General features: G+C 58.4%; 28 protein-coding genes and 3 tRNA genes. 12 read left to right on the forward strand and 19 right to left on the reverse strand.

Going from position 1 to position 25,995, the window contains the following annotated elements; all coding sequences use genetic code 11:
- From ACQY7U_RS21535 to ACQY7U_RS21545, 3 genes are all read right to left on the reverse strand, one after another.
- Positions 1–747 (reverse strand): glycosyltransferase family 2 protein (locus ACQY7U_RS21535; protein WP_428649142.1); only part of this gene is annotated, 747 nt, incomplete at its 3' end.
- Positions 744–1,502, reverse strand: coding sequence for a phosphatase PAP2 family protein (locus tag ACQY7U_RS21540; RefSeq protein WP_428649145.1), 759 nt, complete (start codon positions 1,500–1,502; stop codon positions 744–746). The genes ACQY7U_RS21535 and ACQY7U_RS21540, both read right to left, overlap by 4 nt.
- 136 nt (positions 1,503–1,638) lie before the next feature.
- Positions 1,639–3,384: an ArnT family glycosyltransferase gene (locus tag ACQY7U_RS21545; protein WP_428649148.1), complete on the reverse strand. Its 1,746-nt coding sequence runs from the start codon at positions 3,382–3,384 to the stop codon at positions 1,639–1,641.
- Between the two features lie 277 nt (positions 3,385–3,661).
- On the opposite strand from ACQY7U_RS21545, the gene ACQY7U_RS21550 reads away from it, so the two are divergent.
- Together ACQY7U_RS21550 and ACQY7U_RS21555 are read left to right on the forward strand one after the other, a co-directional pair.
- Positions 3,662–4,498, forward strand: coding sequence for a phosphodiesterase (locus tag ACQY7U_RS21550; RefSeq protein ID WP_428649151.1), 837 nt, complete (start codon positions 3,662–3,664; stop codon positions 4,496–4,498).
- Positions 4,498–5,058, forward strand: coding sequence for a CAP domain-containing protein (locus tag ACQY7U_RS21555; protein WP_428649154.1), 561 nt, complete (start codon positions 4,498–4,500; stop codon positions 5,056–5,058). Before ACQY7U_RS21550 ends, ACQY7U_RS21555 begins: the two co-directional genes overlap by 1 nt.
- 136 nt (positions 5,059–5,194) lie before the next feature.
- Here the strand turns inward: ACQY7U_RS21555 and ACQY7U_RS21560 are convergent, their stop codons facing one another.
- A complete protein-coding gene (locus tag ACQY7U_RS21560; protein WP_428649157.1) occupies positions 5,195–6,475 on the reverse strand; it encodes a YcaO-like family protein in 1,281 nt (426 codons plus the stop codon).
- Positions 6,476–6,839: 364 nt separating this feature from the next.
- On the opposite strand from ACQY7U_RS21560, the gene ACQY7U_RS21565 reads away from it, so the two are divergent.
- Together ACQY7U_RS21565 and ACQY7U_RS21570 are read left to right on the forward strand one after the other, a co-directional pair.
- Complete coding sequence (locus tag ACQY7U_RS21565) at positions 6,840–7,130, forward strand: hypothetical protein (protein ID WP_428649159.1); 291 nt, start codon at positions 6,840–6,842, stop codon at positions 7,128–7,130.
- Positions 7,131–7,505: a hypothetical protein gene (locus tag ACQY7U_RS21570; protein ID WP_428649162.1), complete on the forward strand. Its 375-nt coding sequence runs from the start codon at positions 7,131–7,133 to the stop codon at positions 7,503–7,505.
- Here the strand turns inward: ACQY7U_RS21570 and ACQY7U_RS21575 are convergent.
- Complete coding sequence (locus ACQY7U_RS21575; protein ID WP_428649164.1) at positions 7,498–9,369, reverse strand: BTAD domain-containing putative transcriptional regulator; 1,872 nt, start codon at positions 9,367–9,369, stop codon at positions 7,498–7,500. The two genes, ACQY7U_RS21570 and ACQY7U_RS21575, sit on opposite strands and share 8 nt — an antisense overlap.
- A 307-nt stretch (positions 9,370–9,676) precedes the next feature.
- On the opposite strand from ACQY7U_RS21575, the gene ACQY7U_RS21580 reads away from it, so the two are divergent.
- Positions 9,677–9,934, forward strand: coding sequence for a hypothetical protein (locus ACQY7U_RS21580; RefSeq protein WP_428649167.1), 258 nt, complete (start codon positions 9,677–9,679; stop codon positions 9,932–9,934).
- 123 nt (positions 9,935–10,057) lie between these two features.
- Here the strand turns inward: ACQY7U_RS21580 and ACQY7U_RS21585 are convergent, their stop codons facing one another.
- The 3 genes from ACQY7U_RS21585 to ACQY7U_RS21595 all read right to left on the reverse strand — a co-directional run bounded on the left by ACQY7U_RS21585 (position 10,058) and on the right by ACQY7U_RS21595 (position 11,239).
- Positions 10,058–10,528 (reverse strand): hypothetical protein, encoded by a 471-nt coding sequence (locus ACQY7U_RS21585; protein ID WP_428649170.1) that lies wholly within the window; start codon positions 10,526–10,528, stop codon positions 10,058–10,060.
- A 191-nt stretch (positions 10,529–10,719) separates the two neighbouring features.
- Positions 10,720–10,796 (reverse strand) — tRNA-Arg (locus ACQY7U_RS21590).
- Positions 10,797–10,933: 137 nt separating this feature from the next.
- Entirely contained in the window at positions 10,934–11,239 is a 306-nt protein-coding gene (locus ACQY7U_RS21595) for an ETC complex I subunit (protein ID WP_428649173.1), read from the reverse strand.
- 382 nt (positions 11,240–11,621) lie between these two features.
- Between ACQY7U_RS21595 and ACQY7U_RS21600 the strand changes: the two genes are divergently transcribed.
- On the forward strand, positions 11,622–11,855 hold the full coding sequence (locus ACQY7U_RS21600) for a hypothetical protein (RefSeq protein WP_428649176.1): 234 nt from the start codon (positions 11,622–11,624) through the stop codon (positions 11,853–11,855).
- A 66-nt stretch (positions 11,856–11,921) separates the two neighbouring features.
- Here ACQY7U_RS21600 and ACQY7U_RS21605 read toward each other — a convergent pair.
- The 4 genes from ACQY7U_RS21605 to ACQY7U_RS21620 form a co-directional block, all read right to left on the reverse strand.
- Positions 11,922–11,998: transfer RNA gene (locus tag ACQY7U_RS21605), tRNA-Pro, on the reverse strand.
- Positions 11,999–12,136: 138 nt separating this feature from the next.
- The gene (locus ACQY7U_RS21610; RefSeq protein ID WP_428649179.1) at positions 12,137–12,622 is read right to left on the reverse strand and encodes a DUF192 domain-containing protein; all 486 of its coding nucleotides are present in this window, start codon (positions 12,620–12,622) and stop codon (positions 12,137–12,139) included.
- Positions 12,623–12,859: 237 nt separating this feature from the next.
- On the reverse strand, positions 12,860–13,441 hold the full coding sequence (locus ACQY7U_RS21615; protein WP_428649181.1) for a cold-shock protein: 582 nt from the start codon (positions 13,439–13,441) through the stop codon (positions 12,860–12,862).
- A gap of 149 nt (positions 13,442–13,590) precedes the next feature.
- Positions 13,591–14,355 (reverse strand): SIR2 family NAD-dependent protein deacylase, encoded by a 765-nt coding sequence (locus ACQY7U_RS21620; RefSeq protein ID WP_428649184.1) that lies wholly within the window; start codon positions 14,353–14,355, stop codon positions 13,591–13,593.
- Between the two features lie 51 nt (positions 14,356–14,406).
- Here ACQY7U_RS21620 and ACQY7U_RS21625 point away from each other — a divergent pair, with 51 nt between their 5' ends.
- Together ACQY7U_RS21625 and ACQY7U_RS21630 are read left to right on the forward strand one after the other, a co-directional pair.
- Positions 14,407–14,847: a VOC family protein gene (locus ACQY7U_RS21625; protein WP_428649187.1), complete on the forward strand. Its 441-nt coding sequence runs from the start codon at positions 14,407–14,409 to the stop codon at positions 14,845–14,847.
- 125 nt (positions 14,848–14,972) lie between these two features.
- Positions 14,973–15,048: transfer RNA gene (locus ACQY7U_RS21630), tRNA-Glu, on the forward strand.
- Between the two features lie 69 nt (positions 15,049–15,117).
- Here the strand turns inward: ACQY7U_RS21630 and ACQY7U_RS21635 are convergent.
- On the reverse strand, positions 15,118–15,969 hold the full coding sequence (locus ACQY7U_RS21635; protein WP_428649190.1) for a hypothetical protein: 852 nt from the start codon (positions 15,967–15,969) through the stop codon (positions 15,118–15,120).
- 494 nt (positions 15,970–16,463) lie between these two features.
- Here ACQY7U_RS21635 and ACQY7U_RS21640 point away from each other — a divergent pair, with 494 nt between their 5' ends.
- Entirely contained in the window at positions 16,464–18,017 is a 1,554-nt protein-coding gene (locus ACQY7U_RS21640; RefSeq protein ID WP_428649193.1) for a caspase family protein, read from the forward strand.
- 89 nt (positions 18,018–18,106) lie between these two features.
- Here the strand turns inward: ACQY7U_RS21640 and ACQY7U_RS21645 are convergent, their stop codons facing one another.
- The gene (locus ACQY7U_RS21645) at positions 18,107–18,535 is read right to left on the reverse strand and encodes an ExbD/TolR family protein (protein ID WP_428649196.1); all 429 of its coding nucleotides are present in this window, start codon (positions 18,533–18,535) and stop codon (positions 18,107–18,109) included.
- Positions 18,536–18,633: 98 nt separating this feature from the next.
- Here ACQY7U_RS21645 and ACQY7U_RS21650 point away from each other — a divergent pair, with 98 nt between their 5' ends.
- The 3 genes from ACQY7U_RS21650 to ACQY7U_RS21660 all read left to right on the forward strand — a co-directional run bounded on the left by ACQY7U_RS21650 (position 18,634) and on the right by ACQY7U_RS21660 (position 20,382).
- Complete coding sequence (locus ACQY7U_RS21650; protein ID WP_428649199.1) at positions 18,634–19,152, forward strand: DUF1036 domain-containing protein; 519 nt, start codon at positions 18,634–18,636, stop codon at positions 19,150–19,152.
- Between the two features lie 99 nt (positions 19,153–19,251).
- Complete coding sequence (locus ACQY7U_RS21655; RefSeq protein ID WP_428649202.1) at positions 19,252–19,659, forward strand: hypothetical protein; 408 nt, start codon at positions 19,252–19,254, stop codon at positions 19,657–19,659.
- A gap of 36 nt (positions 19,660–19,695) precedes the next feature.
- Entirely contained in the window at positions 19,696–20,382 is a 687-nt protein-coding gene (locus ACQY7U_RS21660; RefSeq protein ID WP_428649205.1) for a MotA/TolQ/ExbB proton channel family protein, read from the forward strand.
- Between the two features lie 8 nt (positions 20,383–20,390).
- Here the strand turns inward: ACQY7U_RS21660 and ACQY7U_RS21665 are convergent, their stop codons facing one another.
- The 5 genes from ACQY7U_RS21665 to tagF all read right to left on the reverse strand — a co-directional run bounded on the left by ACQY7U_RS21665 (position 20,391) and on the right by tagF (position 25,995).
- A complete protein-coding gene (locus ACQY7U_RS21665; RefSeq protein WP_428649207.1) occupies positions 20,391–21,770 on the reverse strand; it encodes a hypothetical protein in 1,380 nt (459 codons plus the stop codon).
- Between the two features lie 437 nt (positions 21,771–22,207).
- Complete coding sequence (locus tag ACQY7U_RS21670; protein ID WP_428649210.1) at positions 22,208–22,630, reverse strand: biopolymer transporter ExbD; 423 nt, start codon at positions 22,628–22,630, stop codon at positions 22,208–22,210.
- Between the two features lie 13 nt (positions 22,631–22,643).
- Complete coding sequence (locus ACQY7U_RS21675) at positions 22,644–24,557, reverse strand: serine/threonine-protein kinase (protein WP_428649213.1); 1,914 nt, start codon at positions 24,555–24,557, stop codon at positions 22,644–22,646.
- Positions 24,557–25,321 carry a PP2C family protein-serine/threonine phosphatase gene (locus tag ACQY7U_RS21680; protein WP_428649215.1) on the reverse strand — a complete coding sequence of 255 codons (765 nt, stop codon included), beginning with the start codon at positions 25,319–25,321 and terminating at the stop codon, positions 24,557–24,559. Before ACQY7U_RS21680 ends, ACQY7U_RS21675 begins: the two co-directional genes overlap by 1 nt.
- Positions 25,318–25,995 (reverse strand): type VI secretion system-associated protein TagF, encoded by a 678-nt coding sequence (gene tagF / locus ACQY7U_RS21685; RefSeq protein ID WP_428649218.1) that lies wholly within the window; start codon positions 25,993–25,995, stop codon positions 25,318–25,320. The genes ACQY7U_RS21680 and tagF overlap by 4 nt, the downstream gene beginning before the upstream one ends.

The raw sequence follows: 25,995 nt of genomic DNA on the forward strand, positions 1-25,995 counted from the left end.
GACTTCAGGAATTTTCTTGCGGCGCCGGCGCAGCCACCACACTCCGAAAAGATCCAGTACGCCCACGAGCGCCCGGTCGAAAATGCCGTATTTGGAGGTTCCGTGGCGGCGCTGACGGTCCTGTACGTCGATATGCGTCACACCGTAGCCCTCGCGGATCACCAAGGCAGGCAGGAAACGGTGCCAGCTGTCGAAATAGGGCAACTGCAGGAACACTTCCCGGCGCAGCGCCTTCAAGCCGCAGCCGCTGTCGCGCGTGTTGTCCTTCAGGATGGCACCCCGGAGCTTGTTGGCAAACTTTGACGCGTAACGCTTGGCCAGGCTGGCCTTGCGGCCCAGACGTTGGCCGGCGGCCAGTGCAACGGAGGGGCCTGCCGCCTCAAGGGCATCGAGCAGAGCCGGAATATAGGCCGGATCGTTTTCGCCATCACCGTCGATGGTGGCCACCACGTCGCCGCGGGCATGCTTGACGCCGGTGCGAACCGCGCTGCTCTGACCGCAAGACTTTTCATGGCGGATCGGCCGCAGCCAGTCGTGTGTCGCCGCATAGTCCTGCAGAACGATATCCGTACCGTCGGACGAACCGTCGTCAATAACGATGACTTCAAACGGGCGCTCCTTGAGCGCTGCCTCGATCTCATCGAGCAGGATCGGCAGGTTCTGAGCCTCATCCTTGGCGGGAACCACGACCGTGACAGCGAGAAGGCCTTTGTTTGCGGCCTGCCCCTCAAGGTAGCTTTGCGTCATGAGTTCGTCCGTTCCGTTTTTTCAAAATCCTGAGCGTCCAGGAGAACCCGGCCGGTTCCGCGTTGTCCACGCGCAACCTGCCAGATCGTCCGAACGCAGGCCTTTGCAGAAAGTGCATTCATGTTCGGCTGTATCTTGCCGGCAGCGGACAGGTGAAATCCGATCCGCCGTCGCGCCATCGCCCGAACCGTGAAAAAGGTGAAGGTCATGCCGAGCAAAGTTCCGGCAATGACATCGCTCGGGTAATGCGCGCCGACCATGACCCGGCTGAACGCAAGCCAGAAGGCGCCGACCACAATCAACCAGCGATAGGCGGGAAAGATAAAGGCAAGTGCCGTCGCAAGCGCGGCAACCGTCGTCGAATGCCCGGAAGGGAAACTGGTGTAGGTTCCATCGAAGGCAAGGAAGTCGAACCGGACGGGGCCCACGACTTCATAGAGCTTCGGGCGTGCGCGTCCGAGCGTCCATTTGAAGGCAATGGCCAGCAGGCCGGTTGCGGAAACCACGTAGAAGACAAAGGCAGCGTAGGTGAAGACGGCGCCTATTGCCATACGAAGCCGGAACGCCAGACGGCCGGCGTCAAGCATCAGCAAAATCAGGCAAACCGCTCCCGTCGTTCCAAGTATCCAGTCGGATTTCCCGAGATCAGTAAACGCGCGGAATGCCGAGCGGTATTCCCCCGGCAAGGATCTCAGCCACGGGTATGTCGGCACGTCGAAAGCCACCACTGCAATACCGACGGTCAGAAGCAGCACCGCCAGAATATCCTGAGGCCTTTGCCCGGGCGGCAAGGGATCGCGATTGTGGTACGCCCGAGCCGTTCGCCCATAAAACAGGATTGCAGCCCGCCTAACATTCCCGCGCAGTCGCGCCAGAATTCGCCAGACCTTTTTATTGCTGCTCGTCATTGCCGTTTTCTGAACCCGGAGCCGGTTTGACCGATTGATAAAGGGCGATGTCGACCTTGTCACCACCGTTGATATTGAGGCCGTCTACCCTTTTTCGAACCTCCGGCACAAGACCAATCTCTTTGGCGGCCGCCAAAAAGGCCGCTTCTTCCCGGCTTTCTATGGCCGCGACACGGCATTGCGACCCGTTCTCCCGGGGCGGTTGTTTCAGAAATTCCGCAGCGCCTCCTGGCGAGATTATTCGGGTCCCGGTTCCCTCCAGAAAAATGAAACTCGGCTCGTGGAACCCCGAAGTCACCACCTGTCTGTCGGCCCGGTCCGCACAACCAGGAATGTCATCCAGGGCAGCAACCAGACGCGGACTGACCCAGATTGGCGTCAGGGCCGGCCCGACGAACCCCCAAACGCCTATGGCGATGCAGATTGCGGACAAGACAGCCGTGGGAAAGGCGTGCACCGCAGCCCCCCGCAGCAGACGCGCGGCGGCCAGGACCGCGAACACTGCACCGACGGATGTCACAACAGCACCTGGTGGGGACGGCCACGCACCGAGCACAAAGGGGCCAGCAAAGGTGCCCGCAGCAAGTCCGATACCGGGAACGGCCAGCAAAATCGCGGAAACCCAACGTAACCAGCGGGCAGAATATGTGCCGGCTCCCTCGATCAGGGCGGCGGCGACAGGAAGGACAAGGGCCGGCAAAAGCGGCATGGTGTAATGCGGCAGTTTGGTGGACACCAATTCGAACACGATCCAGCTCGGCACGAACCAGGCCACGCAAAAGATCACGAGCGGGCTCCTGCGCTCCTGCCAGATCAGGGGAGCTGCGATCAGAAGAAATGCCGGCAGTGGCCAGAATATTCCGAACATGGCCCCAAGATGCGTCAGCGGAGGAGCACCATGTCCTTCCTGCCCCTGCCCGACCTTGCCCAGAAGATCCTTGCCGATGGCCTCGGTGAAGAAGGCTCCGTCGGTGGCGATCCAGATCGCCACAAACCACGGCGAGACGAGAACTACGAACCATAAGAACCCGAACAAGGGTGAGGATGCCTTGAACCAGCGCACCCTCCTGCGCAAGACCATCAGGCCCACGACCGTGAGGCCGATCACCATTGGTCCGACAGGCCCCTTGATCAGCACACTGGCGGCGAGCGCTGTCCAGAAAAGGAAACCGAGCCCCCATAACCGGTGGCCGGCGTCTTTCAGCCAGATCCTTGCCAAAGCGCCCTGCGCGATCATTATGGCTGCAAACAGGGCCGCGTCGGTTTTTGCAAGGCGCGCCTCCACACCCACAATGATGGCCGTTGCGATGAAACCGCCGGCCAGCAAGGCTCCGGCGGGGCCCATGAAGGCACGCGCCAGCCAGTATCCCGCCAATACACACACGACCGCCCCGATCAGCGATGGCAACCGGTAGACCCATAGCGGTGCCTTCGCATCGTGTCCGGTCAGCTTTGCCGCCGCGACCTGCAGCCAGTAGATCCCGGCTGGTTTCTTGTGACGCGCCTGATCCTGAAAACGAATATCGACGTAGTCCTCCGTTTCCAGCATCTGTTTGGTGGCCTGGGTGAAACGGGGCTCGTCCCTGTCCAGCGGAGGAACGGTCCATTGACCGGGTACGAAGAGCACAAGAGACAGAAGAAGGAGCAGCAGAGGTGCGGTGAGGTCATGTCCGAAAAGACGCAGCCAGACCGGCTTCTTGAAGGCATTTGCAGGCGCACCCGCTTCCAAGGACCGAACTGTTCCCTCATCTATTTTGGAACCATCTGCGGACTGCGAAGACGACGCCTGTTCACGCTCCAAAATGGGCTTCCCGTTTTCTGCTTCACTCTTTTCTGCCATCAATGGTCAAATCCAATACATGCTCCGTCACTGCGGAGAACTGACAAAACCCTTGATCGCATCTCCTACATGAGCTTTTCAAAAAGGGAAACTAGTGCTTGCCCTCTCGGCCCGCTGGGCTATCGTCCCGAGTTCCAGGCACCCGTTTGAGTCTTCAGGTTTTCCCATGACTTTGATTGCCCACATGACGGATCTGCACCTGCGCCCGAGAGGGCTGGCGTGCTACCGCGTTTCCGACACCAACATGTTCGCGGAGCGCGCAATCCGTTCTCTGCTTTCCCTCACGCCCAAACCAGATGCCCTCGTCATCACGGGCGACCTCACGGACGGCAGCGATCCGCGTGAGTATGCCGTCGGCCGCGAGTTGCTTTCCCGACTGGATATGCCCGTCTATCTGATCCCGGGAAATCACGACAGCACCGACGGCATGCGAGAGGCCTTTGCAGATTTTCCGGGAATTTCGGAAACCCGGGAGGGAAAGATCTCATACCGGGTGGATATCGGCGGAACTCAACTGATTGCCCTGGACACGCATATGCCCGGCAGACCGCAAGGGGAACTTGGCACGGAACAGCTCGCCTGGCTGGACAGCACATTGCGATCAGCCACAAAGCCGGCGTTGATCGCCCTGCACCATCCGCCCGCGCTGTCCGGAATCACCCACATGGACAATATCGGTCTTGTCGATGCCGCTGCCCTCGCGGAAGTGATTGCCCCGCAGGCCCATGTGGAACGATTGATCTGCGGACATCTGCACCGCCCAATCATTGCGAGTTTCGCCGGCAAAGTCATGACCCTCGCCCCGAGCACGGCTCATCAGGTTGTCCTGGACCTCACGGAAAACGGCCCGGCCCTGTTCAATTTCGAACCGGCTGCCTATTTCCTGCACTATCATTCGAGCACAACAGGTGTTGTGACCCACATGGCCTACGTGGAGAATTACCCGGGACCGCATCACTTCTTCGCTGACGAAGGCGTTCTCTGGCCTGGAGACGAAGCTTGATGTGCGCCCTGCACGCCTCGAGCGGATACCTGAAGGCGATTCTGGCCGGCCTGCTTGTCCTTGCCCTCGCCTCCTGCAGTGCCCTGCCCGGCAAGAATGATGTTGAAGACAAAACTGTTCTGACGGATCAGCCAGTCGACAAAAGCCAGATGATGTCTGTGCTCAATTCCTACCGGGCCCAAAAGGGACTGCCCTCACTGAAACATGACCCTGCCCTCGATGCTGTGTCACAAAAAATGGCGCGCCACATCGCGGAACGAGACAGCATGGACACATGGGCTCACAGTGCCTTCGGCCTGTCGCAGCGCCTGGACAAAGCCGGTTACGCCAATTACGCGGGAGCGGAAAATCTGGGGGCCGGCTATGCGGATTTCGGTGCCGCCTTCCGCGGCTGGCAAGGCTCCGCAGGCCACAACAAGAACCTTCTTAATCCATATGTCACCCGCGTCGGCATCGCCCGTACGAACAGAAACAACGGCAAATGGCGCAATTTCTGGGTCATGACGCTCGCACGGCCTCTTGAAGACGGACGGCCTGTCACAGGTGGACCCATCAGGTAACAATTGCAGCGGGGGTTCCTCCCGCTGCAAATATTGTCCGGACGAAAAACCCAACTGTCATGCCGACAGCGAACAGACACCTACCGGCATGTGTAATTTATGCCTGCCATCGTCGCAAAACCGGGCTGTCTATCGATCAAAACGGAAATGGCCGGGCAGCAAATTCAGCCTCAAATGCAGGCGCCGACCGCAGACCGCGCTGAACCACGCCGTCAAACAGCCTCCTCTTGCCGAACCGTGGTTCCCAATTGCACAGGTCCGGCGACAACAGCTTCACGCAGGGAATGTTCAGGTCCGACCGCGTGGCATTGAATTCCCAAATCCGCAATCCACGATCTTTGCAGCTCTGCAAGAGTGCTTCATAGGAATAGGTTTGATTGAAGCTCGTCTCATCGGCATCTGAAGCCGCGGCAAGCGGTATGTGATCCGTAATGGACTGCTCACGAGCGAAGACGAGTTGTCTCGGCAACGTCTGCCTGTCTCCGCTATTACCGGTCGGGACCGCATGAGCGCGCTCCATAAGTTCCAGAGAAAATTCCGCCTGCAGCAATTCCAAAAGCGCCCCCTCGCAGGCTGAGGAGAAATTCCAACCTGCCGATGAGCCAAACGCGCATTTGCGGCCTCCGCTTTCATAGGACAGTGCCATTACGACCCATGCGGCGAGATCCGTTTCAACCAGATGAAGGCTCCATTCCCTCCTGCGGTCTGCAAGGAAGTCGAGCAGATTTCGAGGGAGAATTTCCGCCAAGAACGCCTTTCCGATCCCGGTTATCCCCAGACGGTTGTACCAGCCCTGGGCAACAGCATCTCGCTCAACCAACTCAAGAAGGGCTCGTTGCCTTGCCCCATCCATATCCCGCCAGACAGCGCAACCACTGCTCGATGCAAGGGATATGTCCCGATCGGATACAAGCTCCATTTCACCAAAAAGCACGCCAAGACTCGTGCATTGCGCGTCTCCTTCACCAGTCAGAGAACGAAGCATCACTCTACGATCCGAAAGAGCCTTCCAGTTGACAGCAGGATCCTCGCCGGGAAGGTAATCCAAGCCAAGCTTTCCGGCCAGACATCTCTCCTGCGCCTTGCTAAGGCCGGTCAGTTCAGACAACCCAACCTCTAATTGCGAATTCCTGGAAAAAAATACCCTATCGTCACTTTCGCCCTGCGAGCAAAGACTTAGGCGTTCCGCAATTTCTCCAAGACAACTTGCAGCTGCGCTCACTGCACTCATGCCCTGACCACCCGCAGGAAAGATTTGTGCCGACTTTTGGTCCGGCGTTGGTTTGCCGGCTGCCGCTGTCACGATGCCGGTGCAAAAACTCACGGGGCAACCGTCGCGGTCGACAGGCGCCAACTTGACCTGGAACGAACGCAATACCGGCAGGAAAAGACGAAAGGAGTCGTCGGCTAACTCCAACACCTCTCCGCAAGCATGTGACTTTCGATGCAACACACCAATCCGGATCAGGTCAGAAACCACTCCAGGGGAAAGACTGAGTGTCTCTTGCCACGACAAGACGCCACCTCGTATCCGGACCAACAAGCCGCTAATTTATCATACTTTACTTAGTTTCCCGCTACAATTGTACTCATAGTAGATTAATCATATCACTATTGATGCTCTCTATGCTTCCGCATTACGTTTTAGTAGGAAGATGTCAAGCTCTCGTAAACAGTCATTTAACAATTATTTACTGACGCTTGACTTGTTTCTGTATAGCCGCGTGACCATTCCACCACCAGCTAGCACAAACCGCAACTTTAACTTCTGGAGGCTAACTATGCACGCTGATAAGACTTTCTCGAAAGAACTGGAACTTGGCGTAAGACTTGGCGCGATCATCCAGGATGAGGTGACACGTACGCGACTGATCGAAAGGCCTGCAGAAACGCTGCGCGGAGCCGGCGTCAAGCCGGACGTGACCATCTATGCGGATACGGCTGACATGGTGCACCTGATCGTGCCGGCGGAAGTAGATGCCGAACGCGTAGCAGCAGAAGACGAAAGCTATTTCGAAGAACTCGGCAAACTTGCCCTGGGAAGCTGCGTCTACAAGGAATTGCCCAGGTAATTGCACAAATCGGGCCCGGAACACCTGCTCCATGGCGCTCCGGGCTCCGCCGCGTTGGACGCACTGACCGCCATCCAGGAGGCACACATGGCCCGTTTCCCCTATTACCGGAACAATATCGCCGCCCTTGGACGCCTTCTTGCCGAAGCCCGTCTCAATCCCAAAGCGCTAGCGGCCTTGAAACAGGATCCGGCAGGCGAACTCGCCAGGATCGGCCTGCCCGAAAACGTGACCAGACTGATTTCCTTCAAGGTCATCGACACGCCGGACAAAAAGTCCGTCGCTCTGCCTTTCAAGCTGGACGACCGACTGTTGGAAAGCCGCAATGCGGCCTATCTGACGTCTATCGCCAACTCCTTTTCCCAGCCTATCTGAGCGCGGCCCTGTCTCCGAAGAAGTATTTCTTCACCAGATTGACGCCCTTTTCGTAGTTCATTCGCGCTTTCGGTTCCTGGAAGAGATTGACCTTGCGGGCCCACTCTTCCGGACCTTCCTGCGCCAGTCCGGTGTTCTGGATGATCTTTTCGTATTTGTCGCCGTGGCGTTCCAGCACTTGCAGGGCTTCATCTTCCTTGCCAGCGCAAATCAGTGACGCAACCCGCGTCGTCAGCCCCGCAATGCTGTTGAAGGATGTCTTTTCGACGAACCTGGCCGCCGTGTCGAAGTCTTCGGCGGCAAAGAAGATATTTGAATAGTATTCGTAGAACGGCCTTGGTACCGAAACCACAAGTGACATGGCCAGGTCGGCTTTTTCTTTTGCCTGCGCTACATCTCCCGAAAAGGCCAGCCCCTCCGCCACCGACATCAGGTTGGCCGGATCGACGGCGTTCAGGCGTCCGGCCTGCAGAAAGGCTCTGCGCGCGTCCTCGGACATGTTCGACTGAATGAGTGCCCATCCATGGGCCCTTTGATTGAACGGCTGCCACGGGTCCAGCATGACCGCACGTTCGCAAAGGGAGAGGATGCCGTCCATCGCCAGCCCCAGTTCCCGGTCCTCGATCGGATAATGCAACAGCTGTTTCATGTTGATCAGCGCCTTGGCCGCGAAAACCAGCGAAAAATTGCTGTGCCGCCTTTCCAGGTCACTCAGGATCTGCAGCGCCTTCTTGTCCGATTGTGGATTGAACTCCCACATCAGTGCCTCAACCTGGCACCAACGCGCAAACGCGGCATTGTTCCCGGGATTTTGCAGCTTGTCCGTGGCAAACAGGTGAATTCGGTTGATCGTCTGACTGGCCGCCGTCTGCAGCGTGTCCCAGTGATTGAGATCGACGATCTCGTTGAACACGATCCGGCCATCAGACCGGTCTTCGAACTGCACGGCAATTTTCCCGCTGCGTTCGTTGTGCCGGAAGCGCAGCACGTAAGCGCCCAGTTCATGGCCCTGAAGAAGCGTCGGCTGGATCTCGCCTTCGTCGCCGAAATATTCAGCCTGAAAGAGATCGAAAGACCGGAACGAAGACAAACCGGCGACGATTTCATCCCTAAGGTTCCTGGCATCCGCCGGAACCGGATGGGAGATCGCCGCGGAAACGATGGTAATTTCCGGCAGGCGGATGATGTCTTCTCTGTTGGACAATCTACCGCCGCCGGCCGAGCTATCGCCGGTCTCGCCGGAAGCCAGGTCCGCGACGCCGGCTTCGACAGGACCGTCCAGGAGCGCTCTTGTTTCCTCGTCCGGTTCCGCGTCCAGGTGCAGGCGCATCTCGCGTTCACAGGCCTTATACTGCTGCTCGGCACGCTCCTGCTGTCCCAGCTTCCGGTACAGCCGGATCAGCACACGGTGAGCCGCCTCGAGCGCCGGATCTGTCTTGAGCAGGAACCTTGCCCCGGCCTCCACTTGAACGCCGCCATCGTCGGTTCTGATCTTGTTGAGGTGCTGAAGCGCGGCAGATGTAATCTCCGAGCGGATGCGTTCCCGCTCAACCATCAACCAGTCGGAAAATTCCGGATCGATTTCGTCGAAACCCGTCAGGAATTCCCCGCGCCACAGATCCTCCGCCTCGCGAAAATCCACGGCCCGCCCCTTGCCGAGCAGTGCGGAAAGATGTGACAAATCGGTAACAAACGCAGAAGCATCCAGGTGAACATGGCCTGTCGTCGCCTTGACCACATCAACACCGGCGTCCTGCTCAGCGGTTTTCAGCTGCCGGAGCGCCTGGCGCAGCGACTGCATGGACTTGTACCGGTCCGCATTGCTCCAGAAGAGATCTGCTAGGGTTTCACGCGGGGCCGCCATGTCGTTTACACGGCTCAAAAAACCCATAATTGCCAAGGCTTTACGGGTTCTAACCGCAACCGGCTCACCATTGGTGTCGAGCAGCAACGGCCGGCCGAGGCACGCAAAACAGTAAGCGTTTGCCATCAAATCCCCGTAAATGAACCGAACTGTTTACAGGTTGCCATCGCGCAACTGAGAATAAATTACAACCTGAAACACAACAGCACCTTATCACGCTTATTTCACGCCGCAACAGCATGCTCTTTCCCGGATGGTCACAGCAGCCTTGCTGCAAACGGCAAAACCAATATTGGTGGGTGGTATTATGTCCAAAACAGTTAGCAAACCGGACCTCGTCGACGCTTCACAAGAGCCGACCGTGGAAGCGATCAAGAGAATGATTCGCTATACGAGAAAAGAAGCGGACAAGGACGGTCGGACTTTCTGCTCCTATTTCCTCGACATGGCGCTCCAGTCCCTGGAAGACGGTTCTGAAGACCTCGACACGCTTTTGAAAACCAAGATCACGCCGCTTATGGTCGGGCAGCAGAATCTGGAAAGCACGCGATCAGAGAACGCCTAAGCGGAACGAACGATTTTAAACGCCTTGCCCGTCCGCAACGCAGACGCGGACGGGCAAGGCGTGCTTTTCGAATAGATGGCAAGCGCGGCTGCAAAGAACTGCATGCCGTTCGGTTCTTGCGGCTCAGGGAAACTCGACCGTTCCCGTGATGTGTGCCGCGCCCATTCCTTCCTTTTCGCCCGGCATGTCCAGCCATCGGCCACCACCGACAGCACTCGCCCATTTGCCGGTACCTCCGATGAATTGCCAGTACCCGGCTGCTTTCTCGGTATTGGCCAACCACCAGCGCAAGGTGACCATTTCTCCTGCCGTGTCAGTGTAGGAGCAGTATCCGTCACCGGTCATTCTTCCGGCAGCCATTGCGGCTGTTCCGAAGCAGCTGCCTGTAGCGCCGTCGAGCGGTGTTCCTTGAGCCTCGATCGGCAGCCATTCGCTGGCAAGATGGATCACGCCTTCTCCCGTTCCTGTCATATACGGAACCGAAGACTGTTTGGTTTTGGCGATGAAGTCGAAGTTCACTGTGTCGGCAAGCGCAGGTCCGGTGAAAACTGTCAGTGCAAGACTGCATATCAATGCCGATTTCGAGCCAATCATGACAGGCCCTCCCTTGGCTTTCTGGGACGTCAAATCGTCCCACAGCCTCCCGGCCTTGTCAAAAGAGGTTGAGGACATACCACGATGAACGCAGGCATGGTCTGCGGGCTTGCAGGTATACCGAAGGCGGGCTTGTCACCAGCAAGCGGTACAAGACGTTACTTATGGTTTCAGGCTGGACAATTGGGAAATGGCGACCCCGGCAGGATTCGAACCTGCGACCATTCGCTTAGAAGGCGAGTGCTCTATCCAGCTGAGCTACGGGGCCCTGTTTCAGGAGCGCGGCATGGCCTGCGCGTATTTTGTCTAATGCGACAGAACACCTGTATTTGTCGATCCGCTTTCAGCGGTATCAACAGGCATTCCAGTCCAGAACCGGAACCAGGTCCCGCCTGGCTCCTGATGTCAATGCGTCCAGGGAGCAACCCGGTTGAACTTGAAGTTGTCGGCATAGGCCGCGCCCCGCACCTTCCGGTCCTGGGGCTGTTCCACCCGGTAGGCTATGCCCTGGCGCTTGGCGTATGAGACGGCAGCTTCTTCGGTTTCGAAATAAAGCCGGATCTGCTGCTTCATGTCCGAAGAAGACGTATATCCCATCAAGGGTTCGACCGATTTCGCGACTTCCGGCTCATAATCCAGAACCCAGCGCTGGGTCTTCGCCTTGCCGGACTGCATGGCGGTTTTCGCCGGTCGGTAGATGCGCGCAACCATGTGAGAGTGCCCCTAAATCAAATCCGCGGAGTTTCACTTCTAGCCATTGCGAGCGGCACCTGAAACCGGTGCTTCCCGCACTAGGAGCTTTTTCCCGGCTTTTCCCCGGAAGTCAACAGCGTTCTTGTGGAAGCAACGACCGGTTCAGGTGTTGTAGAGATGTGCAACCACGCCCTACAACCCGCCGGCATCTCATCTCTCGATGCAAAGTACCGGTGACGGGACGACAGGCTGCACGGAACCAACCACCTCTCCGAAGGTGAGTTTGCCAAGCCGGAAGGCGCTTCCAGTGGAGCCCGATCCGGTTGACAGGCTGAGTCGCCGAGGGAGCTGATGTTGCCGGTCTGGATGCCGGCCATGTCGCAGAAAGTAAGGCAGTCGCATGCAGCTGGCGTTTCTCAAGAACGCGGACATCTGTGTTCCGCAGCATTTTCTTGCAGCGGCTTCACGGCCGGGAAATCTCAAGTCGGCAGTCGACGCCGCGCACCTGACCGACATGTGGGAGACCATCCTGACGCAGGACTACGACGCTTGCGATTTGCAGGAGCTGTCTTCCGAAAAGCGCGACGAGTTCCTGAAGGTCATGTCGCTGCTTCTGAAGGCGTTCGACCGGTAAGGGCGAAGACGGGCCAACAAAGGCACTGCCGCACCGCAAGGTCGCTATCCAGAAAATTTGGAAAAATGGTCGGGGCAGCAAGATTCGAACTTGCGACCCTCTGGTCCCAAACCAGATGCGCTACCAGGCTGCGCTATACCCCGATCCGTTGATTGGCAGGGATTTAGCCGCGTTCCGTCTGGGCGTCAAGTGCGAAAGCTGCAGTGCACGGCGGCGGACTGTGGACAGCATTTTGACCAATCTTGAACAACGTGCCGCAGCCTTGTCACTGCCTGGAGTGATTACTCGACCTTCATGGACGGACTTGAAGCCGTGTCGCCGACATTCATGCCAAGCCTTGCGGATGTACCTGCATTGAGTTCCAACACAAACCTGGCCGGAGCGCCGGACGGGATCACCGCCTCGGAATAGGGAATGGTGTCGGCGGCGATGCCGACGATCCGGCCGGTTGCGCCTATAAACAGAATGTCGAGCGGCAGCGGCGTGTTCTTCATCCAGAAATACCGGTCCCCCTCGCCCTCGAACACGAAGAGCATGCCGTGATCGGCCGCCATTTCCTCCCGGAACATCAGGCCCATGGCGCGCTGTTGCTCGCTTGCGGCCACTTCCACCACGAACCGGTGCTCCTTGCCGCCGGATTCAACAATCAGGGTTTCTTTCGGTAGCGCATCCTGGCCTTTACCCGTGGTCTCGGCCCGTGCCGCCGGCTGCAAGCAAAATGACAACGCGATCAGAATGGCGGAAAAACGCAAGAACCTCAAAAACATGAACAGCCCTTTCAAGCGGCCTGACTTGCGGTCGGCAATACCCATTTTGAAATCAGTTGCACAGAAACCGGGGCCAATTCCCCTTCCCTCGCGCGACTGCACGGCGTAAACCGGACGGACTGCCCACCATATTCTGCGGCTGGCGCCAGCCAGGTCAACACTGGTACACAATCTCGGCAAACAAAAAGGCCGGAACAAGTCCGGCCGAGGAAAATGAGCGAAACGGTTTGATCGTGATCAGTGGGAGGCAGGAATGTGCGTGCCGGTTCCCACGGGCCGGATTTCGGCGGCCATGCGGCCCTTCGGCCCCTGGCCGAACCGGACCAGGACGTCCTGACCCGGACGCAATTCCGTGATGCCGAAACGGCGGAGCGTTTCCATGTGGATGAAAATATCCTCGCTTCCTTCTCCCTGGGTCAGGAAGCCGAAACCCTTGACGCGGTTGAACCATTTGACGGTGGCTTTTTCAAAACCGCTTTCCGGCACGACCTGAACATGGGTTCTGGAAGGTGGAAGCTGGGATGGATGGGTCGCCGTCGATTCATCCATGGACAGGATACGGAAGGCCTGCAAGCCGCGCGGCCGGTCCAAAACTTCGCAAACCACCCTCGCGCCCTCATAGGCGGTCTGGTAGCCGTCGCGTCTCAGGCAGGTAACGTGAAGCAGAATGTCGGTCTCGCCATTGTCCGGCACGATAAAGCCGTAGCCCTTACCAACATCGAACCACTTAATCGTTCCGGCGATCTCAAACACATCGACAGCAACATCGTCCGTCAGTGTTTCGAGCTCGCGGGGTGCCCGTGCGGTTTTTACCCCCATAGCCATTTGTCCCGTCTCTGGTCCGCATTATTGAGCCAGTGGCAATTTGTTTCACCACCCAGCTGATTCCTAACAAAAGGATAACATCGCGCTTTATAGCGAGAAGCGGAATTGTCGAACTAACCACAGACCATTTGCGTTATTTTTGGCTATTCTTCCGCAAAATTCGCAAATGACTGCGCAAGGGGCGTGCGAACGACAGTTGACGCAAGAGAATCAATCGGCGTTTCCTGTCCGTTGAGAATCACCAGATCGGCCCCGCGTCGGACGGCAAGCACAGGCAACTGTGCCGCCGGCTGCACGACCAGCGACGACCCGAGTACAAGAAACAGGTCACATTCCTGAGCTGCCTGCGCGGCCCGGTGCAGTTCCTGTTCCGGCATCTGCTGGCCGAAGCTGACGACCGCAGCCTTCAGATAACCGCCGCACCTGGTGCAAAGCGGGCTTCGGCCAGCTGCGACCTCCGTTCTTTGTGGCTCCAGTTCAGCACGGGCACCGCAGGAGAGACAGGTGGCATAAGTCGAATTGCCGTGGATCTCGATCAGCCTGTCAGCGGGAAATCCCGCAGCCTGGTGCAGCCCGTCGACGTTTTGGGTGACAAGCGTTTGCAGGAGGCCGGACTGCGCAAGAACGGTCAACGCCACGTGCGCTGCATTCGGCCTTGCCTTTTCGAAAAAACCGAGCATTTCAAATCGCCGGTCCCAATCTTCAAGCCGGCTTTCTTCGAATGCGACGAAATCCTGGTATTGAACGGGCTGGCGCCGGGACCATATCCCTCCTGGCGACCGGAAGTCGGGTATTCCCGACTCCGTCGAGATACCCGCCCCCGTCAGTGCCACGATCCGCCGGTAGGAACCGCCCCGGAATCGTGCCACAAACTCCTGAGCTTCGGACAGGCTGGTGATGACATTCATTGGCGGACCCGTTGACCTTCGGATTTCCCGCGATCAGGAAAAGGATTGAAAATGCGTTATCTGCACTCGATGGTTCGTGTAACCGACATTGAAGCTTCGCTCGATTTTTATTGCAACAAGATGGGCATGACAGAAATCCGCCGCACTGAAAGCGAACAGGGCCGGTTCACGCTGATCTTTCTGGCAGGTGCCGACGATGTGGAAGCGGGCAAGACGACCGCCGCTCCGCTTCTGGAACTGACATACAACTGGGATCCCGAAGAATATTCAGGTGGGCGGAATTTCGGTCACCTTGCCTATGAAGTGGACGATATCTACGCCTTCTGCCAGAACCTTCAGGACAATGGCGTGATCATCAACCGTCCGCCGCGAGACGGCCGCATGGCCTTCGTCCGGTCGCCGGACAACATTTCAATCGAGCTTCTGCAAAAGGGCAAAGCCCTTGAAATCAAAGAGCCCTGGGCATCCATGCCCAATGTCGGCGAATGGTAGTTTCAGGCAGTTTTCAACAGACGCAAGCCCGGAATTCCGGGCTTGCAAAAAATTGTCTCAAAGGCTCTTGCGGGCAAGTCCATTCCCGCCTATAAGCCTCCCCACGACGCAGCCGCGTCGACCGCGCGCCCATCGTCTAGCGGTCTAGGACGCCGCCCTTTCACGGCGGAAACACGGGTTCGAGTCCCGTTGGGCGTGCCATTTTCTTCCCGGCACAATAACTGAACCGACACACCGAAACCGCCTCTCGCGGCAGTTTCCTTGCTACTGCTATCGGCTGGGTGCCATGTAGCGTCCCCTGATCTGTTGTCCAGGATCGCCTTTTCGGAACAGCGTCCGTCCAGGGAATTCCGTCTGGTAAAATTCCTCGATCTTTTCCGCCGTCGGACCGGCATAATCGACGCGTCCATCGGGAAAGAACACGTCCAGATCATCCTTTTCATGCCGCGAAGCATAGGTTTCCTGTGACCCATGCAGAACCATCGGCACACCGATGCGGCTGTTGACGAAATTCTGAACGTCGAAAAACTTCGGCGAGCGGGCATGAACCTGTCCAAGCCTCTCCTCCTGAACGCGAACGATCTGATCCGGCATGTCCATGTCGACGATGCCGTAGAGATCGAAGTCTCCATGGATGCACTTTCCCGCAGAGATCAACGAACTGGACGTGAACTTCACGCAACCGAAGTAAGGGTCCTCCGGATTGCGCTCGACAAAATACTGTCCGCCACCGGGAACGTAAGTCAGCTGCTTCTGCTTTTCATATGAAGACATTTCCGGACGAAGCTGGCTGGAAAAGGAGCGCCAGGCCTCCAGCGCTTTCGCGTATTTTCCATCCGTGTAGGCATTCGGCCCGACCATTGCAGGATCCGCAACCAGACCGGCGATGTTGCCGCGTCTGGCCTCGGGGATCCTGCAGCCTTTCGGCGTCACGTTGGCGTCAGCGGTTTTCGCCTTGCAGTCGAGACGCTTGGGCGTAGCGTAATCCTTGCCAATATGCTGGATGGACGCCATGTTGGTGCGTCTGACTAGGATGGCAACCTTGTAAAGCCGTGCCGCCGACAGGAAAATGCCGACATGCTCGCGCCGCATGTGATTGAGAATATCCGCCTTTCCAGCCATTGAACGGGCTCCCTGTATTGCGGGCAATTCTCAGCCCGCATGTCTGCATCGTCTCTTTGCCAGCAGAATAGCAAATGTCGAGGGCGGGCAGCGTGACACGCATCACAGGGCAAAATCCTCCCTTCACCCTTTTACCGGGCCTGGAGAATGCTACAGACATGCTTTGCCGGCTACACAAACTCCGGGGGCCATAAGCGCTTTGTTAATCCAACAAGGAAGTAACGCCGGAACGCAACGTTACCTTGGCTTTACAGTAACCAATTGCGTATAATGATGGCCCCGGATCGAAGTATGCGTACCGGATCGGCATGCCCCACTGGAGGAGTACCCAGGCGGGACCTGGGACATGGAGGCTTAACGTCAAAACCCGGTTCCTGTGATACGCATTACAGAAACGTAATGCCGCACGCGGTATACCGAATTCCAAGAGGACGCAGACCTCGTGGTAAGATCGGAAAAACCGACAGGCAACTAGATCGACGAGAGGACAGGACATGTTCAAACGAATGATCGCCGTGCTGGCAATAGTGATAGCAGGAACTGCTCCAGCACTTGCAAAGCGCGTTGCCCTTGTCATCGGCAATGGCGCCTATGAAAATACGATACAGCTTCCCAACCCTGCCAATGATGCGCAGCAGATGGCCACGAAGTTGCGTGGCCTCGGCTTTGACGTCGTCTCGGGTCAGGATCAAACCTATGGCGATATGCGGCGATCCGTAATGGAATTCGCCAGGAAAGCATACGGCGCGGAAATAGCCGTTCTTTTCTATGCGGGCCATGGCATGCAGATTGCCGGACAAAACCTCCTGATACCGGTCGATGCCAGGATCGAAGACGAAACCTCGCTGGATTTCGAAACCATTTCGGTCGATTTCATCATGCGCCAGATGTCGAAGGACGTGAAGGTGCAGATGGTGTTCCTGGATGCCTGCCGCGACAACCCGCTGGCGCGCACGCTGGCACGCCGAATGGGACCGAGCCGGTCCGGTAGTGTCGGCGCAGGCCTTGCAGAAATCAAGATCGAGGAAACCGGCGGTGAAGGGTCGGTGATCGCATTTGCCACGAGCCCGGGCGACGTTGCCCTTGATGGCGAAGGCAGCAACTCACCGTTCACATCCGCACTGATACGCCACATCGATACGCCGAATGCATCGATCCAGACCGTGATGACGCGTGTCACCGGCGATGTCTATGAGGCAACGGAAAAGCGGCAGCGTCCGTGGGTCAACGCCTCTCTGATCGGTGAGGTGTTCCTGAACAAGCAGGCACAGTCCGGAAAGCCGACAGAAGTCGCTTCGCTTGGCAACACCGCGACCGCGGCACCTCAGCCCACGGTCACGACGCCGAGCACGGCTCCCTCAGCCAGCGCGGCCACTACCCAATCCACGATCGCGTGGGAACGGGAAAAGCTTGTCTGGGAAACCGTGAAGGCCAGCAACACCGTCGCCGACTACAAGTCCTACCTGGACTCCTATCCGAACGGCACCTTTGCAGGATTTGCACGCAATTCCATCAAGCGGCTTGAATCCAGCCAGCAGGTTGCGTCCGTGAACCCGGCAAGTGCTGCCAACACCACGCTTCCCAATCCGCAGCTCGGAGCTTCCGGAACCGAAGAAACGGAAGCTGCCCTCGGCTGGAACCGGACCAAGCGCCGGGAAGTTCAGACACGGCTGAACCTGACCGGGAACAAGGTCGGGCGTCCTGACGGTGCATTCGGTCCGAAAACCCGGGCGGGCGTAACCGCATGGCAGACAGCGAACGGCTTCTCCGGTACCGGTTACTTTACCGCGGCCCAATACGCCCTGCTGAGCACGCAGACCGAAACCCAGTACTCTGCCTATATCGCGGAAATCCGGCGCAAGCAGCGGGCTGCAACGGCCTCCCGGAGCGCAACAACGACCCGCCGGACCAACACGGCAACGACCACGCCGCAACGCGTGACGCCCACCACCAACAACAACACCGGTGGCGGCGGCATCAACCCGGCAGGCGCAGCCTTCATCGGAGGTGTTGTCGGCGGCATCATCGGCGGAGCAATCGGCCGCTGACACCCGCACCTGTCCCCGCACTCAAAAGCCCGGCTGAGCCGGGCTTTTTTTCGTCCTTCGCTCTCTCTGCGGTCAGTGCAAAGCTGATCTCAATCGAGCTTCAGGCTAATGCGCTTGATTCTGGATAGTCTTGCCTCGTCCAGAACATGCACGACTTGCTGGAATTTCGTGCCTCTTGCGGGCGCCAGGACCGCCTCCCTCGCCCCCCGCTCCGCCAGCTTGTCGAGTTGGGTCGCGAGGGCGTCGATGGTCAGGCCAATGCCATTGACGGTTATCCTGACCGATCCGGTCTCAGCGTCTGACCGCACCTGAATCAGTACCGGGGCGACGGCCGGCTTAGTGGTTTGCTGATCCGGTTGCCCGCCCTGGCCGGCCCTGCCGAGGGCAATATCGAGCGGGCGCCAGACACCGAAAGTGGACGACAGTAGAAAGAACATCACCAGAATGAAAATCACATCGATCAACGGCGTCAGGGGAATGCGCCTGCGCTTTTCACTATGCCGGTGGATCGAGATCATGGACGTGCCGCCTGCGGGCTTTTGGAAAAAGGTGCCAATAACCGGTTCGGACACAAGCATTACCCAGATTGGTCAAGACCTCAATCTCAAAGGAGAAATTGACCGGGCGCCTGCTGTTCCTTAGCGTGATGAAGAGCAAAACGAACCTGGACAGCTTGATGAAAGCGGCGTTGCATTTCTTCCTGCCCGACAGACGGCTCACCGGCCGGTTGCGCGGTTCCTTTCTGTTGGCCGCTCTTGCAACGGCTGCCTGGGTTCTGCCGCAGGCGGCTCAGGCGGGGCTGCGCGTGTGCAACGGTTCGGTCGATATTGTAAATGTTGCCATTGGATACGAAACCGACGAGGGATTGCGAACGGAGGGCTGGTGGACCATTACGGCCAATGCCTGCAGTCAGGTTCTCCAGGAACCTCTGAAAAACACCCGCTATTATCTGCATGTCGCTGACGGATTTGGCGAAAGCCGCCTGGGCGGCGACATTACCCTTTGCATTCGCGAAGAAAAATTCGTTTTGTATGATGGCGATCAATGCTGGCAACGGGGGCTTATCGAGGCCGGTTTTTTTCAGATCGAGACCGAGGGGGCGGAAGATTGGACCGTGTTGCTGTCTTATGACTGACGCCGGTCGCGGGCTGCATCAAGATGGCCCTTTCCGATTGCCCGCAGGGTCTGCAGTTCAACTTGGGGGAGTTTCATGCGCATGCCGTTCCGGATTTTGATGCTCACTTTGATATCCGCCACATTCGCGATGCCTGTTCAGGCCCAGGATGTGAGCGGCAAGATCCGTCTGGAGCTGAACCAGGCCCAGCCGACACAGGATGGCGGGTGCCGGCTATCGATCATCGCCACCAACGGGCTGGAACGGCCGATGAACCAGCTTGGCCTGGAAATGGTCGCCTTCAACAAGGACGGCCTCGTCGATCAGTTTCTGCGCCTTGACTTCTCGCGCATTTCGGCAGGAAAGACAAAGGTCCTGCAATTCGACCTGGCGGGAAAAAGCTGCGAAAGCCTGTCGCGCCTGCACATCAATGACGTTCTGAACTGCGTTCCACCCAGCATCACGGATGTCTACTGCCCCGATCTTCTGGACCTGGCCAACAGGACCGCCATTGAATTCGGTGACTGAATTGACAATTGAGACCCTCAAGGGACCTGCGGACGCATGATCGGATCTTCTTCGTCGTTGCTTGAACTGGGCGGGCCGGTCGTTCTGATCCTGCTGGCGATTTCCATTGCCGCGCTGGCTGTCATCCTCGCGAAAGTTTTCCAGTTTTCCAGCGCCCGTGTCGGTCGGCACAATCTTGTGCGCCGCGCGGTTGCGCAGTGGCGCACCGGTGAACGGGCGAAGGCAGCTCAAAACCTTCTAAAGGACCGTTCGCTTTCAGCCGCGCTCGTGCGGGCGGCCATGGAGGCGATCCAGTTGCTCGACCAGCAGCCGCTTGCCAGTCAGGAAAGGGATATCCGCGAGGAACGTCTGCGCGAAGAAATCTCTGCTCGGGCTGCGGACCGGCTCTTCGCCCTTGCAAGCTGGCTGAAGGCACTGGATCTGGTAACGCAGATCGCACCATTGCTCGGCCTGTTCGGCACGGTTCTGGGCATGATCGAAACCTTTCAGACCTTGCAGGAATCGGGTGCATCAGCCAATCCGGCCTCGCTGGCAGGCGGTATCTGGGTGGCGCTTCTGACCACCGCCTGCGGCCTCGCGGTCGCTATACCGGTTTCAGTAGCCGTCACCTGGTTTGAAACCCGCCTTGAAAAGGAACGTGCCGCTCTGGAAGTCCTGCTAACAGGCGTCTTTACCGCTGGCGCGGGAATGCCCGCCTCTGCGAACCAAACACCACAGGAGTGAGACGCGTCTCAGCGCGCAACCTTGAAGGCAGACAGGGAATAGACCCCCGGCGCAGCCAGAACGGCGGCGATGCTGTCCGCCGGCATCGTTCCGAACCTGGCGGGTTGTTTCGACTTCGGCCGGTTCCAAACCGCCAGAATGAGCGCCGTTTCGCTGTCTTCGCTCGACAGAAGCGTCACGGGAACCGCAAAACGCCACCCCCCCGCCGTCACGGCATTTGTTGCCGGCAGGATGTGGTCCCGGCCGTCATGGATTTGTCCGGCATCGTCAATGAGATAGAGTTCCGGCGGTCCTTTGCCGTTGAGCTGAAGGCCGGCCTGTTCCGCCTGGGCGATCCGATCCACAGGCAGGTCTCGCTGTATCACGCCGGAAACGGGTGTCCCGCTACGAACGATCGTCTTGTCGAGTTCCACCAGCCCGGCGGCTTCCAGGCCATTCGAAAGTCCGAGCGCGTCCAGCAACGCACATTGTCTTCGGGTGACCAGCCTGACTTCGACCTTTGCCTCGTAGCCATGGTCGGCTGCAAACCGTTGATCAAACAGCGCAAAAGGAGCAATTCCGGCGCCATAGGCGGTTACGGTGGCATTGTCGGCACCTGCGGACAACACAGAAAGATGCGCACACTCGCCCGCATCGTAACCTGCGACGTAGGACGTCACCTTCGCCAGGGGATCTATGCTCGCGACTTCGACAGGCGGGACATTATCGGCTGGATCGGAAGGCAATGTAACCGACGGAACCGGTGCAGTCTCGGGACGCGCGGGGGCGATAGCGGGCAATCCCTCTTCGGTTGGGCGTAAAGAGGCCAGCTGTTGCTCGACCGGTCTGACGGCCTGCGCATTGCCTGTTTGCTCGCTGTTGACCGGCGCGTTCAGACTGTCGGGCTTCACTGCTGCAACAACCTCGGTTGCAGCAGGAAGCACCGGCGTGGCCGGGTCATCAGCGTTTGAACTGTCAGGAACCGGTGCAGTGACGGGAGCAGCCTGCATGGGAACCTGAATGGTGGGCTGGTTGCCCGTGACTGCCACCACCTCGACTGCCAACGGTAAAGCGGAGATCGCCTCATCGCCCTGGACTTTCTGTGCTTGCGCCTTCTTGGCAACAGTCACCTTGCCGCTCACCTGCGCGGGTTTTACAGCGACGATGACCGGCAGGACTTCCTGATCCCCGGACTTAACAACAACGCCTTCATCCGGCGCGGCGGCAACGACGATGGAGGTTTTTGGCATTGTTGGCCGGCCGGTTACCACGTTATCGGCCGCATTCGGAACAGCAACGACCACATTTGCGGAAGGCGTTTCCTTGGCAATCACGGTCTCCGAGGCGGCCGAAACAGTTTTTATCGGCGCCGATTCCACTCGCTCGACAGGGCGGGCGTCTCCTGTCACGGCTTCCTTGGCCTCTATTCTGGTGGCTGGAGCCGTTTGCACTTGTTCAGCAGTTGAAGGAGAGGGTCTGTCCGGTTGAACAACATCGGCTTCCGCAGGACTAAGAATCTCCTTCGTCACCGGTTGAACAGGGACAGCGTTTGAAGTGGACGGTTGCGGAAACGGTGTCTTGACGGGATCAACCGCGGGCACCGCCGCCGGTTGCGGCTCTTCTACGGCCACTGATTCTACGGCCGTAACGGTTTCAAACTCCAATCCTCCACTTTCGAGGACAACCTCTGTTTCGGTCGGCTCTGGGCCGAGGTTCTGCAACCACGACCAATCCGGCAAGCCATAGATCAGAACTGATGCATGGATTGCCAGCGACATTCCCAGAACAGCCGGCCAGACATAGGGTGGCACATCCCATCTGCCGTCCTGATTGTAGGCAGCAGCCGTCACCGCCGGTCCGCCTCGATGGTCACCAGGGTCAGATGCCTGAAGCGGCCTGCTCTGAGCCGGTCCGCAAATGCGGCGACAGCTTCCATCCTCGCGTGCCTGTCGACCTGAACCGCGAGGCGATCCGAAAGAGCGGCTGATTTATGGAGAAACGCACTCAGCTCTTGCTCATCCAGCCTGCGGCCTTCGAACCAGATATCGCCGGTCCGGGTCAGCACCAGACTGCCTTGAATGTTGCTGCTGCCGGTGTCGGAGGTGGTCTCCGCCCAGGCAAACCCCTCCGGCAAGGGCGGTTTCAGGGTACCGGCAACCAGAAGGAACAGGAGCAGGAGAAACACGACATTGATCAGCGCCAGCGACGCGTCGACCCGTCTGTGGCGAACCACTTCGGGCACATGAATCGGTTTCGTGTAGCGCTTCATCGGCGTTCCCCGCTCAGGGCACCACTTTGATCGTCGTTGCTGTTGCCCGCAAGACCGGAACGTCCCTCATGAGGTTCTCAAAGAACGGACCGGCCTTTTTCTCCTGTCGTTTTGCCAAAGTCGACATCATGTCGGGGCCGACCATCGCGATGACCAGACCCGTTTCCTCGGCTGCTGTCCTCAGTTTCAGCGGCAATACGAATCCGGCTCCGCCATCGTCGCTCTGAAGTTTATCCGACAGGTTGGCAACACTGCCGTTGCTTGTGACGAGGATCAGGCCCAGTTCTCCACCCGCCGGGTCGAAACCGGAGATGCGGCCCGCCATGTTGCTTCCGTTCGGTATGACGGTTCGTTGCATGTCGAGGCGCAGGTCCGTCTTCGAACTGCCTTGCGGCGTTGCCCGCAGAAAGGCGATCGCCGGGCATTGCGCATCCGTCACCAGGTTGACCTGGATCTTGGCCTCGAACCCCTGGGACTGGGTAAAATCGCTGTCGAAGCTGATAAAGGGCGGAGTACGAGAGGCGAAGCCTTCGATCTCCGCGGACCGGCTGGCGATCTGGACCGGTTGCAGATACATGCAATCGCCCGCCTGATAGCTGTTGACGAACTTGCGGATCCTGTCTTCCGGGGTCAGAACCACTTCCGGTTCGTCCGGTTTCGGCATGATCGGCGGCGGTGCCTCGGTTTTCACCGTGTCGGTCGTGGACGGCTCCGTACTTGCCGTCTTTGTTTCGTCCTTGAAGTCCTCTATTCCGGCTTCATCCTTCGTGACCGGGATTTCCGGAACGGTATTTTTGACTGTTTCCGTTGCGGGTAAATCCGTTTGGGGCTCCTGTTTTGTTTCCTGAACAGGCGTCTCAGGTGCGTTTTCGCGCGGAGGCGCCACGAGAACCGGTTTTTGCTCCAGCTCAGGCACCGTCTGCCCGACAAGAAAATAGACGCCTCCTGCCCCGAGACCCGCAAAGCCCAGAAGGGACAGGGCAACCAGGATACGTCGGCCCCAGTGGACCGGAGGCGGACCATCGTCGAGTGCGCTCTGCTCCGGAGGAGGTCCGGAGGGGCGGATGATCGTCTTGTCCTGAGCCTGGCGCCCCATCGGCGCGCCAAGGGTCCATTCCGCGATCTCGGCCATGGACTTGGGCCTGTTTGCCGGGTCCGGTTGCAGCATGGCTTCCAGAAGGGGACGGAACCTGTTGTCGATCCCCTCCAATGGCGGAACATTACGCCGCTTTTCGACAATCTGGGCCTGGGTGCCGCCCATGTCGATCTGCTTGCCGGTCAAGGCTTCCGCAATGACGAGGCCGAGCGAATAGATATCGCTGCGTGCGGTGACCTTGGCATCGAAAATGCCGACCTGTTCGGGAGACACATAGTTGACCTTGCCGACAAAGCCGTCGCCGATGATGGTCGGGCCTCCGGTGTTGGCGCGGGAAATACCGAAGTCGATGATCTTGGCCTGGCCGACATCCTCGTTCTGCAAGATGATGTTGTCGGGCGAAAGGTCGCGGTGGATCACTTGTCGGTCATGGACCGCCTGCAACGCCTTGGAGACCCGTTTCAGCAAACGGTAGACTGCCTCCGGTTCCAGCGGGCCGGATTCCAGGCGCTTGCTCAGGGACGGCCCGCCGACAAATTCCATCGCCAGGTAGTAGACGCCAAGCGTCGGTTCCTTGGCGAACACGAAATACTGGGTCAGGGCATCATGCTTCAGGCTGCGCAGGATCTTCGCCTCGCGCTTGAAGAGATCGAGGATCATCGGGTCCCTGGCGAAACTCGGCAGGAGCACCTTGATGGCAACCGGGTCACCGCTTTCCACATCCCGCGCCCGGTAAACCGTGCCGATACCGCCGTCTGCGATATGCTCTTCAATCTCGTAGAGATTGTTGAGCCGGGTGCCGGTCGGCAAAAGATTGCTCGCAGAGTTCATCAGCGGGTCTCTCCTTCGCCCGAGGCCGCTCGGTCGATATCAACAATGACGACTGTGACATTGTCCGATCCGCCGCCGTCCAGGGCACCCTTCAAAAGACTGTGCGCCGCCGAATGCGCGGCTCCATTCATCAGGAACGTACCAATCACCGCATCCTCCAGATGCCCGGTCAAGCCGTCGGAACACAGAAGAAAACGGTCTCCCGGCCACAGGTTACCGGAAACCAGTTCCAGTTCCAGCTCTAGTCCCGAGCCTATTGCATTGGTGATCACATGACGCCGCGCAAAGGTCTTGGCTTCTTCCTCGGTCAGAACATTCTGGTCGATGAGTTCCTGGGCCTCGGTGTGATCCGTGGTCAATTGTTCCAACCGCCCGTTGCGGAAGCGGTAAACGCGGCTGTCACCCGCCCAGACACAGGCGAAATTCGTCCCAAAGGTCAGAAGCGCGGCAATGGTCGTTCCCATAGGAGCATTGTCGGCTTCCCTCGCCACCTGTTCGATCCGGTCCTTGGCAACGATCAGACGGGCTTCGAACTGCTCCAGAAGATCTTCCGCGCTGCGGGGAACAGAGATGGTTGTAAGGGCTTCGCGAACCAGATTGGAGGCGATGGCACCGAACTTCATGCCGCCGGCGCCATCCATGACGGCGAAGACGCCCTTCGTTTCATCGACATAATAGGCGTCCTGGTTCTCGTCCCGGGTCATCCCGACGTGTGTCAGTCCGATGGCAAAGCCACGCAGAACGTCCTGTGTTCTTCCGATCATGTGCGATGATCCTCCGGATGGTTCCGCCCTGTTGCAGTTTCCCCTGCCCGGTTCTCCGGTCTTTCCCGCCCGTACCGTTCCGGCAGGATCAACCACCTGAAGTCTTCTTTCGACGGCAGACCTTCGCACCTGAAGGAAAAGGTCCGCTCTCCTGCCCTGCACCAGAAACTGGAGCTCAGCCATTGGCTTTCGTTTTCCGCCGCCACAAGCATCTCGAATTTTGCCGGTCGGTCTGACGCCGCTCCCGCGTCCGGCTCATCCAGTGCACAAACAGCCTCCTGAAAAGCCGGCAGGCTGGCGTCATCCTCAAGTGTTTTCAGAAGGATGGCTTCAACCCCGTCGTACCAGGTCTTACAGGGTCCGCCATCTGCAAGTGCGCTGTCGAGTTTTGCCACGATCGTCAGTGGAAACTCCCGCCCCACCCGGTCAACACTCGGCATAAAGGCTCCGGCAAGCGGAGCAGGTAACGAACACGCCGGATCCTCCGGGTTAAGCAGGAAACGCCAGACGGGCATGGTCATGTATGCCTCCTCCCAGGAGGGCGACAGATCCTTTCTTGAGCCTGCCAGACCCTGCATGAGGAAAGGTTCCCACAGCCGCAGAAATCCGGCGGGACAATGTCCGGAGACAAAATCGGCCTTTGCCGGCAGCTTTCCGAAATAACCACCCTGCAT

It is taken from the genome of Roseibium sp. (genome assembly GCF_050301095.1).
Classification (GTDB): domain Bacteria; phylum Pseudomonadota; class Alphaproteobacteria; order Rhizobiales; family Stappiaceae; genus Roseibium.